The sequence below is a fragment of the Chryseobacterium sp. FR048 genome (assembly GCF_056844665.1).
In genome coordinates this window covers 321,754-336,084 of the sequence record NZ_JBXDSE010000007.1, presented here as the reverse complement: position 1 = coordinate 336,084, position 14,331 = coordinate 321,754, and the positions used below count along the sequence as shown (strand labels likewise).

Here is a 14,331-nt window from a genome sequence, read left to right as displayed (position 1 = left end):
CCATCAAAGTATATTTATGTTTGTTACAAATATATTACAATATCTGATTGATTTTTAATAAATATGTGCCTGAATATTATTTATTTAGCTAAAAAAAACATTAAATGTAAGCATGGTTGAAAAATGGATATTAAATGATGTTTTTATGTTATATTTTTCAGTGAAATTACTTTTATTCTCCAATTTGTTTTAGCTTTTTGATGAGTTCAATAGTATTATAGTAAAAAACCACGATCATATCAATCGTGGTTTATATAGAATAGGTTTTAAATAATTATTCTCTGTTTTTTACCATAATCCATCCGGTGTATTTTATGGCAGTTTGTTTATTGTTAGGCTCATTCCATCCTATTTCATACCAATAATTCCCTGTAGGGATTCTTTTGCCTCCGGAAGTACCATCCCATTTGTATCCGTTGGTTTTATCTGCCTGGAAGACCTTGCTTCCGTATCGGTCAAAAATATTACAGACCAGGTTGTTTTTTACAGCCAGAGATGAATAATCTACAAAATCATTCTTACCATCCTCATTAGGAGTAATGACATTGATAAGGTTAGGAACGGTGATGTCTACTTTTATCGGCTCGCAGTTGTAATTGTCTTTTACATATATGCTTGCATTACCTCTTGCAATATTGGCGAAGACATTAGAATCCTGCCAGTTAATATTGTCTATGGAGTACTTGTAAGGTTGGGTTCCTCCAATAACGTTCACTGTTACGGTATTGTTCGAAATATCAATATTTGAAATGACAGGCTGCTCCGAAGCGTATACTTTTACAGTCTGCATGGTTACACAATCTCCGGTCTTCAGTTTTACCCAATAGATGCCCACGCCTACATCTTTGATGGTCTGAGTGGTTGCTCCTGTGCTCCATTCATAGCTTTTAAAACCTGGCCCTGCATCAAGCGTCGTTTTCTCTTCCATGCAGATGATCTTATCTTTCAGAACATCAGATTTTACCGGTGGCAGTACAACAAGGGTAACTACTGCTACGCTGTAGCAACCGTTGGCATTGATCACTTTTATATAAACAACACCGTTAGGAGCCACATAATTGGCTGGATTTAATATTTCATTAGTTCCTGCATGAGCGTCTGTAATTGAAGGATAATATTTCTTAGTAATATTGAGTGCTGTTGTTACATTCACATTGATAAGATTAAATAATCCTGTAGCAATGTTAGACTCAAGGAAACATGTTCTTACAGTAGCATCGTTTACTTTTGGATTTTCAGAAACGGTCAGATTGAGTGTTATCTGTTCACAATCGGTGAAATCAGGATTATTTCCGCAGAACTGATATACTATGGTATCGGTTCCGAAATAATTGGATGCAGGAGCGTAGCTTATAACTCCTGTAACAGGATCAAGGACAGCATTGCCATGAGCCGGAGGGGTAAGAATGGTAACGGTTCCCGGAACTACAGTCTGGGTAGAATTGGTGAAAGTAGGTACGATCTGTTTTACCCCATTACATACCGTATCGTTCATGGTTGTTTTCTTAAGACAGGTATATACTTTGTAGATGGGAGTAATTACCGGCGGACATGACCCCACTGTAATTTTTACAGAATAATTTCCTGATTGTGTTGGGGTATAGGTATTGGCATTAGCACCAGGGATCGCAACGTTGTCTCTATACCATTGGTAAGTATCAAAACTGTCATCCACTTCCAGTACAATTCCCGGGATACATTCTCCATTTTGTTTGGCAATAACGGGAATAGAGGAGAACCCTGAAAAATATCCGCCATAGCCTACCACACCACTTCCTCCGGAGATTCCAGCCGTTACAGCTTTGGTAGAAGCGATGGTAACATTTCCTGTGATGTCCGGAATAGAATAAGATACCCAATTCGTAGTTCCTGTCACAGGATAAGGCCCCTGTACAGCGGGCAAAGGAGCATTGTTTACCGTCACCACAGCCCCTGTTTCTGTCAGGATGTTTAGCTTTACGATATGTCCGGTAAGCGTTGTAGAATAAGGCAGGTCTTTAATTTTTCCAATCTCATCAATTTTTCTGGGCAGATAACAGTTCAAGGGGGGAATATAATTAAAACCTAATGTGGCATTACTGGCTGCCACTCCCGCCATGAGCTGATAGACATATACATTTTTGGTTGTTCTGATGTACATATTATAGTGATCGTTCCCCTGATTGATGTAATTGGTATTGTTCACCTTATTTACTCTGTAGCTTTCCCCTTCAGCCAATGTGGCAACAGGAGTAGTTCCGTTATTAATGTATACCTGGGTACCCCCTTCTGTAGCAACAATCAGGGCATCTTCCATTCTTCGGCTGATGTCTCCGTTTCCTTTTACGACTACGAATTCATTACCAAGTCGATCTACCGGTACAGACTGGTCCATGATAATATCCGAACCCTGGTAAGAGCCACCGGCAGCCATCGCAAATTGACCGTTGAAATTTCCGTTGGTTACTGAAATTGGTTTATCAGATTCAATTTTAGCGCCTATGAAACCTTCTTTGTTTACTGCCTGATTACCTATTCCTTCAATAATGTAGGATTGTCCTTTATTTAAAGTAAAAGTAAGGGTAGGATTGGTTACTCCCGTCCATCCGTTGGTAAAAATAATGTTTGGAGAATAATTCGAGACTGTCACCTTTGTGTTATCCTCCGTCGCCAGAATTCCGGTTGTAAAATTATACTCGGCGTTGAGTTCTTCGATAGGAGAGGTTACAGCATAGAATTTTGTACCGATTCCTGCTTTACCTTTTGAGGTTAGAATTTCACCGTGCTGGCTTACCGAGAATCTGTAGGTTACAAAATAAGGTTTAGGCCCTTTGGTATACAAACCTTTGTTTCCCACAGTAAATAATTCGCCATTGATACTGGCTACCATTCTGTTTAAGGGAATGTTGAATGTTTGTGGGGATCCTTTACTTATTGTTACTGTACCCAGCAAGGCATTATTGCTGTAAATATCTACACTAAACGGAGCGACAGAGTCCGTTGAGAAGTAGAGCGCCTGCATGGGGGTAACTATTTTGGGTGCTCTGGCTGCCATGGGGGCAAACCAATGCTCTGTATCTCTTTGGGCAAAAAGTAAGGCCGCAAATAATAACAGAAAAACAGATAAAGTTTTTTTCATAGATTATTTATTATGGTTTTTACAAAAATATAAGAATAATCGATTAGTTTGTGAAAAATATAAATTAATCTGTTGTTATATTAATAAAAAAACCACGATTATATTAATCGTGGTTTATGAATTTATAATTTATTAAAAATTATTCTCTGTTTTTTACAAGAATCCATCCTGTGTATTTTATTGGAGTTTTGTCTTTGTTAGACTCATTCCAGTTGATATGATACCAGTAAGTTCCTGTTACAATCTTTTTGTCGTAATGTTTTCCATCCCACTTGTAGTTGTTGAACTTGTTTCCTGTGAATACCATATTTCCATATCTGTCATACACTACAAAAGTAAGGTTTTCTTTATAAGCCAATTCGCTGTAGTCGATGAAGTCATTTACATTATCTCCGTTTGGTGTAATCGCATTCAATAGATTAGGAACAGTAATCTCTACTGATATAGGAGTACAGTCGTAAGAATCTTTCACATAGAAAGTATGCTGTCCTCTTGATAATCCTGTGAATATATTCGAATCCTGCCAGTTAGCCGTTCCGTCAACAGAGTATTTATAAGGAGCTTTACCGCCGCTTACCACTACTGTTGCATTATTGTTATTAAGCTCTACAGTCTGGATTACCGGATCTTCAACTTTTCTCACTCTTACAGTCTGCGTAAGGAAACATCCGTCTTTACCAAGAACTACAGTGTATTCTCCTACTCCTACGTTTCTGATTCCTGGAGTATTAGCTCCAGTGCTCCATTGGTATGAATCATATCCAGGACCTGCATCCAGATTGGTCTTAGCATCAATACAGATGTACTGATCTACCAGTATAGGTGACTTCTTGATAGGAAGTGGAATCAACTGAATCTTCGCATTAGCTGTACAGCCTTCAGCGGTAGTTACTTTTACATATACATATCCTCCGGTTGAAAGGAATTTCTCAGGAGTTGTAATTTCATTCACACCGTTAGTAAGGTCATTTAATGAACGGTAGTATTTTTTTGTGATGGCTCCATAATCAGAAAGCTTAGCTTTAGTAAGATCAAAAGAAGCATAAGGATCTATATCATACCAACATGCTTTGATCACTGCGTCATATACAATAAATGGTACTACAGTAAGGTTTAAAGTTACTTGCTCACAATCTGTAAACTCTACGTTGTTACCACAGAATTTATAAATAATCTTATCTGGACCCAGGTATCCTGTTGTAGGAGTATAGGTGATCGTTCCGTTGGCATTAACGACAGCTGTACCATGCGTAGGTTGTGTCAAAATTACTACTGTACTTGGAACCACAGTTTGGGTTGACGAAGTAAATGTTGGTGTAATAATTTTAGTAGAACAAGCATTAAGCGTTTGCGTTGTTTCTTTTAAACAAGTTTGTACTTTATAAATAGGTGTTGTAACAGGAGGACATGTTCCCATTGTTACTTTTACCGTATAATTTCCAGACTGAGTAGGAGTATAAGTGTAAGAAGTCGCTCCAGGGATTGGAACCCCATTAAGGTACCACTGGTAGCTTTCGTATCCATCATCCACTTCCAGAACGATACCTGGAACACATTCCCCGGTTTTTTTTGCAATAAGAGGGATTGATGAGAATCCGGCAAAGTAACCTCCGTATCCTGCAGAACTATATCCTCCATTGATACCTGCTGTTACTGCTTTTGTAGAAGTGATAGAAATATTTCCTGATACTCCGCTTATTGCATAGGTTACCCAGTTCGTATTTCCGGTTAACGGATAAGGTCCGTCTGCTGGTAGAGTAGGACCGTTATTTACCATTACGGTTGCACCTGCCTCAGTTAGGATGTTTAATTTTACCATGATCCCTGCAGGGGTACTGGCTCCCGCCGTACCAAGAGGCATCTCGTTAATCTTTCCGATTTCGTCGATTTTTCTTGGAAGGAAACAGTTCAAAGGTGGGATATAGTTAAATCCATTGGTTGCTGCATTAGAATCAATTCCGATAAACTGATATAAATAAACATTTTTAGTCGTCGAAATAAACATGTTGGAATGATTTCCAGCACCCGCTTGGGTAACATAGCTGGTTTCATTTATTCTATACCATTCACCAGTGTTTAGAGTAGCAACTGGAGTATTAACACCGTTTATATAAACTTCAGTATTGTCTTCCGTAGCGATGATAAGACCTCCTTCCATATTCAGTGAAGGCTGAGTAGATCTTGTTTTTACCATAGCGAAAGTATTCCCAAGTCTTTCTACAGGAACCGACTGGTCAAGAATAGGGTCTGTTCCACTTGGGCTGGCTGAGAAATTACCATTACAGCTTCCATTGGTAAGGGTAATCGGTTTGTCCGAAACTATTTTAGCTCCCATAAAACCGTTCTTGTTACCTGCCTGTGAACCTGATCCGGCATAAATAAAGGATTGTCCCTTTTGTAAAGTTACAGAATGGGTATTACCGGTAACGCTGGATCCATTGATGAATGTTACTCCAGGAGTAGCAGCATTCCATGTTACCGTTACATTGGTATTGTCTTCGGTAGCCATGATACCCGCTGTAAAGTTATAATAAGAAGTAAGGTCCGTATTAGGGCTCTGGGCAACGAAGAATTTTTTCCCTATCCCAGCTTTTCCTTTACTGGTAATAATTTCTCCGTGAATATCCTGTGCCAGTCTTAAACTACAGTAAAAAGGTTTTGTTGCTTTTAAGTAAAGCCCTTTAGTTGTAACGTTAAAGGCATCAGTGAGTGTTTGTGACGAAATAAGGTTATTCGCAACCTTATAAGTTTGTGGATTCCCTTTACTGATTGTTACTGTTGTAAGAACAATATTGTTATTGTAAATAGTTACATCAAAAGGAGTTACCGAGTCCGTGGAGAGGTATAACATATTCGTATAGCTTCCGAGGTTGTAGCTATCAAAGTATGGAGCAATCCAGTGCTCGGTATCCCTTTGTGCAAAGAGTGTATTAATTGTAAAAAAAATTAATACCAAACTGAGTAGAAATCTTTTCATGTGTATGGAATTAGGATTTCTACAAAATTAAAATAAAAAATGAAATACTTTTAATAAAATGTAAATAAATGTTAAAAAATTATTCCCGATTTTTAATTAAAAGCCATCCTGAGTATGAAACTGGTAATTGAGTATCAGGTTCTGTCCATCTTATTACATACCAGTAAGTTCCTGTTGGAAGGTTTCTACCATTGGATTTTCCGTCCCATACATAGTTTTTATCAGAGGATTTATAAACAGATGCTCCATATCGGTCTGCTACCTCTATCGATACATTTTGTTTGATTTTTAATTCTGAATAATTCAGAACATCATTGATTCCGTCTCCGTTAGGAGTGATCGTGTTGATAAGATTGATGATAAGGAACTCTTTGGTGACAGGACGACATCCGTCTGCTCCCAATACATATACTGAATGAAGTCCTCTCGATAATCCGGTGAAAACATTAGAGGTCTGATAATCAAAACCGTTTAATGAATATTTATAAGGAGGGGTTCCTCCCGTTGCAAACACTGTAGCTGTACTACCTGTCACATCTATTCTTGTGATTGTTGGGGCCTGTGCTGCCGCTACATTCACTTGCTGACGGTATACACATCCATTGAATCCAAGGTCTACATAATAGGTTCCAGGCCCTGCAGAAATCGTTTGACTTGTTGCTCCTGTATTCCATAAATAAGACGTGAATCCAGGTCCGGCATCCAGCATGATTTTATCGTTGGAACAAATAATCTGATCCTGAAGTTTAGTTGATTTCTTGGGGCTTTTCAGATTTAGGGTGAGAACAGCAGTATTAGGACATGCTGCACTACTTTGGAATCTTATATAGAATACACCACCTGCTGCCGTAAGAGTTTGTGCGGCTGAAACAGGATTAATTCCCGCCTGTGCATTAGCAAGAGAGGTATAAAAAGATAAGATGACCCCCGGATCATTCGTAAACAATCCTTTGTAATCATTAAGGTTTACCGCTTCAGAACCGTTAAGGTCATTATCACAAATCTCAACTTTTGCACTTCCTGTGATCAGAGGAATTTTATTTCCAATGGTAAAATTGATCTGTCCTAAAGCAGGAGGACATCCGCCCACATTGGCTGATACTCTTACATAAACCGTTGTGTTGGCAGTAAAGGACCAGTTGGCAGGAAGTGTATTATTGTTTCCCGCATTGGCATCAGCCTGGCTAAGATAATAGCCTATCTGGAAGTTCGCAGGGTTGGTAACAATCTGCGGAGTTACGTTAGCAAAATTAACATGTACAATCCCTTCAAAATTATTATCGCAGATATTTGCATTGAAGTTGTTGGTATTAAGATTTGGAGTAGGATAAGTAGTTAATGTGATAGTGGCTATTTTAGAACATCCATATACAGAAGTTACATTCACGTATATAGTTCCGGCCGGTCCTGAGTAGGAAGTCGGATTGGTGATCTGACCTGTCAGGTTTGCATTGGTGAAATAGGTTTTCGTAGCCGTTGGATCCGCTGTTACATTAGCTGTTGTAAGGTCAAATGTTCCGTTTCCATTAGCAGCCGCACAGGAATTCATGGAGGCATTGGTGGTTTGCAGAACGTGGGTATTGACTACAATTTTAAAATATTCAAAAGCAGCCGGATTTCCCGTTCCCTGAATATAGTAGGAGAAGGTATCGGTAATGTCTGTGGTGATACCAGGATTCGGAGTATAAGTGATCTGTCCTGTTGCCGGATTTACATTCACTGTTCCGTTGGCAGGCTGTACAATAATATTGGTATAAGCAGGATCAATAGTCTGAGTAGAATTGGTAAATACCGGATTAATTACCTTGGTATTACATGATCCTATCTCATAGATTGTTGTGGTGATCGGCGGACATACCGTATAATCGTATTCTGCGGTGAATCTGGATTCACAATTGGTTTTAGTGATATAGCAGGTATACATTCCAGATCCATACAGATCAGGGTTGATCGTAGGATTTGTTGCTCCGGAAATGGCTACTCCGTTAAGGTACCATTGATAAGCGTCTGAGCCAGCTTCTACTTCAAGCTGTACTCCATAATAACAGTCGCCGGTTTTAGTAATCACCGGGATAGAAGAGAAACCTGCAAAATAACCTCCATAGCCTACAGCTCCGTTTCCTGCAGCAATTCCTGCTGTAACAGGTTTGGTAGAAGTTACTGTAACATTTCCTGTCACATTCGTTTTGGAGTAAGTAACCCAATTGGAATTTCCGTTTACAGATACAAATCCTGTAACAACTGCTCCGTTCACGGTTACCGTTGCTCCTACCTGAGTGATGATATTAAGTTTAGTATCGTAAGAAACATTCCCTATTTTGTCGATAAATCCTATTTCATTGATCTCTTTAGGTAGAAAACAGCTTAATGGGGGGATGAAATTCATTCCTCCTGTCTGATAAACGGTATTCCCCGAAGCTCCGGCAAGAAGCTGGTATACATAGACATTCTTATTAGAAGAAATTCCCATGTTGTAATTCCCGTTACCTTTATTAATATAGTTATTCCCTTCAATCATATAATAGTCTCCCGCATTAAGGTTAACTCCATTCACAGGATTTCCGTTTACGGTAAGGGTTGTTCCGTTTTCAGTCGCAATGATCATTGCTTTTTCCATTCCTACTGCATTAGGTCCGTTTCCTTTTACCATGACAAAGTCTTTCCCAAGTCTTTCTGTAGGTACGGCCTGGTCCATCAGAATATCTACGTTAGTACTGTTTTGAGCGGTGTAGAGACCATTGAAGTTTCCGTTCGTTACGGATACAGGCTTATCTGCGACAAGTTTTGCCCCCAGTAATCCTCTTCTGTTAGGAGCTCCTCCCATATCACTATTAACGTCGAGGATGTAGGATTTCCCTTTATTGATTTTGAATGTTCTGGTCGCCATTACGCTGCCGTCTGCGAAAATAATGCTGGGATTATATCCGGATACAGTTACTGTAGTGTTGTCTTCAGTAGCAGTTACCCCTACGGTAGAGTTCACATAGTCTTTGGGAGCTGTCGTAGGTGCTGTTCCTATGAAAAATGTTTTTCCAACCCCTGCCATTCCTTTAGAAGTAATGATTTCAGCCTGTTGAGGAACCGAAAACCTGAAGTTGGCAAAGAATTTCTTACTTCCCTTGACGTGTAACCCCATTGAATTTTGGGTAAACAGGTTGTTGGGAGTAGAGGCAATCATAAAATTGCTCGGAATGGTAATTTGTACAGGATTGTTTTTGCTTACCTGTACGGTAGAATACACAACGTTATTATTAGATACCTGTACAGAAAACGGAGTCGTCTCGTTAGTAGACAGATACAGAAAACATTGTGGCGGATTATTCCCCTGAAGAGAACTTGCCGACATGGGTGCAAACCAGTGTTCATTATCTAATTGTGCATTAACAATTAAACAAATAAAAGTGCAAATAGCGAGTAGAAATTTTTTCATGCGTTATTATAAGGGCCGCAAATTTAAGCATTAATAATCAAATTTTTATATAAAAAAAACATTGAAATTGAGTTTGTGCTGTAATTGCTGAATATTTAAAATTTGCTTCATATTACGTTAATGCTCGCAAAGGTTTTCTGCACAAAAAAATCCCGGTGAATATTCACCGGGATTCTATATGATATAAAAGAGGGATTATAAGCTTACTCTTACAAATCCTGTTACTTTTAAGTCTGCGTTTACAGATTTTACGTAATCAGCAACTGAGATACTAGAATCTTTAATGAAATCCTGGTGTACCAAAGTGTTGTCTTTGTAGAATCTCTGCATTTTACCTTTAAGGATATTATCGATAATGTTTGCAGGCTTACCTTCTTCAGTAAGTTTGTGTCTTTCGATTTCTAATTCTTTATCAATCGTTTCCTGAGAAACTTTAGTTTCATCTAAAGCGATTGGGTTCATAGCAGCAGCTTGCATAGAAACAGATTTAGCAACTTCGTCAGCTCCGTCTACTTTTGCAGAAAGAGAAGTGATTGCAGCAATTTTGTTTCCAGCGTGGATGTAAGCTCCTAAGAATGGTCCTTCGATTCTTTCGAATGTACCGATTTCGATTTTTTCACCGATAACACCTGTCTGCTCGATCAATTTCTCAGCAACAGTCATTCCGTGGAAGTCTGTAGCTAATAATTCTTCTTTAGTAGCAGCAAAGATTGCCATTTCAGCTAATTCGTAAGCTAGCTCGATGAAAGCTTCGTTTTTACCAACGAAGTCAGTTTCGCAGTTTAGAGAGATAATAGCACCTAAAGTGTTATCTTCGTTTACTCTTGCGATTACAGCTCCTTCAGTAGACTCTCTGTCAGCTCTGTTAGCAGCAACTTTCTGTCCTTTTTTTCTAAGGATATCTACCGCTTTTTCGAAGTCTCCTTCAGCTTCAACTAGAGCTTTTTTGCAGTCCATCATACCTGCACCTGTTTGGTTTCTTAATTTCGCTACGTCTGCAGCAACTGGTGTATAAGACATAATATCTATTATTTTTTATTTAAGATTAGTATTAATTTTTAGCTTAAATTTAGAGCAGTGCAAAGATAATGATTTTAATGATAAACTAAAAAAGGACTTTTCACGTTATTGATATATTTAATACTATTTTAAAGATTTGATTAATGAAAAAAATCTTCCTCCTTCTATTTATATGCATTTTTTCTCTTGGTTTTAGCCAAAAAAAGAAAAAAACAAAATCTAAAGCTGTTGTAGAAAAAGAAACGGTTATTATTTATACAGAACAGGAAGCTGAGACTTCAAAGGAGACCAGAGTGATCGCTGGCTTTATCAAACAGAACCCCGGGCACGCCCGAAATGATTACTTTAAGAAAAGACTGATGGAGATTATTATGGCCGACAATTCTCCTGAAGCAAAACCTACGATTAAGCCGATCAGCAGAGAAAAAATTGAAAATATTGTTAAAAATAACGAACTGAACAGCGGTAAAGTAATCGCGGCAAATAAAAAAACTGAGGCCAATACTGCTAAGAACACAGATAAAATAGATAATGCCGTCAAAGCTTTGAAAGAAGAAAGGCTGGCAAGCTATGCTTCGGTAGGGGCAGCCAAAAGTGCAGGAACTTCTGCCAAATCGGAACCCAGTGAAGCCAATAAAAAGACAGCCGCCATGCTGACTCACCTTTTTAATAATGATATTAATAAAAATGAAGCTTATATTAATATTAAAAATAAATCAGCGTGCAATATGATTGTAAAGATCAACGGTAAAAAGTATTATAATCTGAGTGTTCCTGCCAAAGGGGAAAATTTTATTCTGGTAGACAAAGGAGAATATATACTGACAACGATGGTATGTGATGCCAAATATTCGTCACTGAAGAAAATTACTCAGGATATTGAGATCGTTCTCAATGTTGCTGATTAGATAGGAAGAAAGCTAAAGTAAAAACGGTTAAGAATTTTCTTAACCGTTTTATTTTTTTATCCTTTAAATTGCCCCATCGCAATGAATTTGTCCTGTCTCTGAGTTTCAAGCTCCTGTCCTGTAAATTTGGAAAAAGCTTTGATATTTTGTAAGATTGAACTTTTCAAGTTTAAATACGCTGTCTCAGGATCATATTGAGCGCCTCCAAGTGGTTCCTCAATAATTCCGTCGATGAATTTCTCTCTTAGGGCATCTGCTGGAGTAAGGTTCAATGCATTGGCTGCATCTTCCTTGTGATCCCAGTTTCTCCATAAGATAGAAGAGCAGCTTTCCGGTGCAATTACAGTATACCATGTGTTTTCCAACATATATACTTTGTTCCCTACACCTATTCCTAATGCTCCACCACTGGCTCCTTCTCCGATGATGTAAGTGAAGATCGGAGTTTTCAGCTGTACCATTTCAAAAATATTTCTTGCAATAGCTTCACCCTGTCCTCTCTCTTCAGCTTCCAATCCTGGATAAGCTCCCGGTGTATCTACTAAAGTTACCACAGGGATATTGAATTTTTCAGCAAGCTTCATTAGTCTTAAAGCTTTTCTGTATCCTTCAGGATTCGGCATTCCGAATCTTCTGTGCTGCCTTTCTTTAGTCGTTCTTCCTTTCTGAGTCCCTATGATCATTACTCTCTGACCGTCTAGGGTAATCAATCCTCCAATCATTGCCGGGTCATCAGCGAAATTTCTGTCTCCATGAAGTTCTAAGAAACTGCCTTTGTCTGCCATTCCGTTGATGTAGTCCAAAGTATAAGGACGATCCGGGTGACGGGACAGTTGTACTCTTTGCCAAGGTGTAAGATTTTCATAGATTTCTTTTTTCTTTTCCAAAATCTTATCCTCAATCTGGCTGCATGCTAATTTTACATCAACACCACTTTCTTCTCCTACTAAAGAACACGTCTGGTATTGGTCCATCAATTCTTTGATAGGAAGTTCGAAACTTAAATATTCCATTTCTTGAAGTAAATTAAATCTTTCAAATGTATGAAAAATTATGGTAATTCTATTTAAAATTATTTATAGCATTGCTTATTCTGGCGATACTTTCCTCTTTACCAATGATTTCCAGAATATCCGGAACGTCTGGGCCTTTCAATTCTCCTACCAAAGATAAACGAAGCGGCATCATTACTTTACCCATTCCCAAACCTTTGTTTTCTGCGAAATCATGCATGGTTTGCTTTAATGTTTCAGCAACAAATTCTGTAGATTCAAATGCAGTAGCCAATTCTCCTAAAATAGCAGAAGTCTCGTCATTCCATGCTTTTTTAGACGCTTTTTCATCGTAAGAAGTCGGAGCTTCAAAGAAGAATTTTCCGTTTTCATAGATGTCTTTCGGAAAAGTAGCTCTTTCTTTCATCAGAGGAATTACTTTTAATAGCTTATCATCAGATGCATTGGATAAATCAAGTCCTGAATTTTTAAGCATGTCAAGAAGCTCTTCGTCAGATTTCATCTGAATATACTGATGGTTGAACCATTCTGATTTCTCTTTACTAAATCTCGCTCCAGCCTTATGTACTTTATGAAGGTCAAATTCTTTAGCCATTTCATCCAAAGAAAGAACTTCCTTGTCATCTGCCGGGGACCATCCTAATAACGCTACCATATTGATGAAGGCGTCAGGAAGATACCCGTTTTCTCTGTATCCTTTAGAAACAGCACCTGTTGCAGGATCTTTGAAATCAAGTGGGAATACCGGGAATCCGAATTTATCACCATCTCTTTTGCTTAGTTTTCCTGAAAGACCTTTTTTTAAGAACTGTTTTACAGCTGCAGTCAATGGATTGTCTTTATCGTTTTCGCCCAGCATTGATTTGAATCTAGGGCTTTTTACTTCTGAAAAGAAGGATTTTATAATAGGTGCAGATTCCTCAAAAGAAAAATGACTGTTTTTAGCCACAAATTCGTCTGTAAAAGATTTTGTGATCTCGTCAATATTATCTTTATTGATTAATGTTGAAACATCAGGTTTAAGAATCAGAGAAAGATGGGCAAACTGAGGTGCTTCCCAGCCCATTGCTTCATATAATAAAGTATGTAATCCTAAAGATGGCAGCCATTCTTCACCACGGATGACGTGGGAGATTTCCATTTCGTGGTCATCAATGATATTAGCGAAGTGGTAAGTTGGCATTCCGTCATTTTTTACCAGAACTTTATCATCCAATGTATTGGTATTAACAGCAGATTTTCCACGGATGATGTCTTCAAGATTCAATACTCTGTCTACAGGCATTTTGAATCTTACCACATAAGGCGTCTTTTCCGCCAATAATTTCTGAACTTCCTCTTCAGAAAGAGCAAGACTGTTTCTCAGACTGTTTCTTGTTTTATTATCATAAGAGAAAACATCTCCTCTGGCTTCGTAGTCTGCACGTACCGCATCCAATTCTTCTGCCGTATCAAAAGCGATGTAAGCATAATCTGTTTTCAGGATCTGTTCCGTATATCTGTCATAGATATCTCTTCTTTCAGATTGTCTGTAAGGAGCAAATTTTCCCCCTTTCTTAGGACTCTCATCTGGGATGATTCCACACCATTCTAAAGCTTCTTCAATGTATTCTTCAGCTCCTTCTACGTATCTGGCAGTATCTGTATCTTCAATTCTTAATACAAATTCTCCCCCTTGATTTTTCGCAAAAAGGTAATCATATAATGCGGTTCTTACGCCTCCCAAATGTAAAGGTCCTGTAGGACTTGGAGCAAAACGTACTCTTACTTTCTCCATTTCAATTAAAATTTTTGCAAATTTACTTAAAATTATGTGTTTACGAGATGATTTATGAGTTTGTATTGGCTTTTTTGAAGTTAATCTC

General features: G+C 38.3%; 7 protein-coding genes. 1 reads left to right on the top strand and 6 read right to left on the bottom strand.

Annotated elements, in window-relative coordinates:
- Positions 1 to 274: 274 nt before the first annotated feature.
- From AC106K_RS20245 to tsf, 4 genes are all read right to left on the bottom strand, one after another.
- The gene (locus AC106K_RS20245) at positions 275 to 3,118 is read right to left on the bottom strand and encodes a T9SS type B sorting domain-containing protein (protein WP_482447248.1); all 2,844 of its coding nucleotides are present in this window, start codon (positions 3,116 to 3,118) and stop codon (positions 275 to 277) included.
- Between the two features lie 139 nt (positions 3,119 to 3,257).
- Entirely contained in the window at positions 3,258 to 6,095 is a 2,838-nt protein-coding gene (locus AC106K_RS20240) for a T9SS type B sorting domain-containing protein (protein WP_482447247.1), read from the bottom strand.
- Between the two features lie 79 nt (positions 6,096 to 6,174).
- Positions 6,175 to 9,525, bottom strand: coding sequence for a T9SS type B sorting domain-containing protein (locus AC106K_RS20235; protein WP_482447246.1), 3,351 nt, complete (start codon positions 9,523 to 9,525; stop codon positions 6,175 to 6,177).
- Positions 9,526 to 9,720: 195 nt separating this feature from the next.
- Positions 9,721 to 10,545 (bottom strand): translation elongation factor Ts, encoded by an 825-nt coding sequence (tsf, locus tag AC106K_RS20230; protein ID WP_089737958.1) that lies wholly within the window; start codon positions 10,543 to 10,545, stop codon positions 9,721 to 9,723.
- Between the two features lie 143 nt (positions 10,546 to 10,688).
- On the opposite strand from tsf, the gene AC106K_RS20225 reads away from it, so the two are divergent.
- Positions 10,689 to 11,453, top strand: a complete 765-nt coding sequence (locus AC106K_RS20225; protein WP_482447244.1) for a DUF6759 domain-containing protein — start codon at positions 10,689 to 10,691, stop codon at positions 11,451 to 11,453.
- Positions 11,454 to 11,509: 56 nt separating this feature from the next.
- On the opposite strand, the gene AC106K_RS20220 is transcribed toward AC106K_RS20225, so the two are convergent.
- Complete coding sequence (locus tag AC106K_RS20220; protein WP_047098769.1) at positions 11,510 to 12,466, bottom strand: acetyl-CoA carboxylase carboxyltransferase subunit alpha; 957 nt, start codon at positions 12,464 to 12,466, stop codon at positions 11,510 to 11,512.
- A gap of 49 nt (positions 12,467 to 12,515) precedes the next feature.
- Positions 12,516 to 14,243, bottom strand: a complete 1,728-nt coding sequence (gene gltX / locus AC106K_RS20215) for a glutamate--tRNA ligase (RefSeq protein WP_482447243.1) — start codon at positions 14,241 to 14,243, stop codon at positions 12,516 to 12,518.
- Between the last annotated feature and the right edge of the window lie 88 nt (positions 14,244 to 14,331).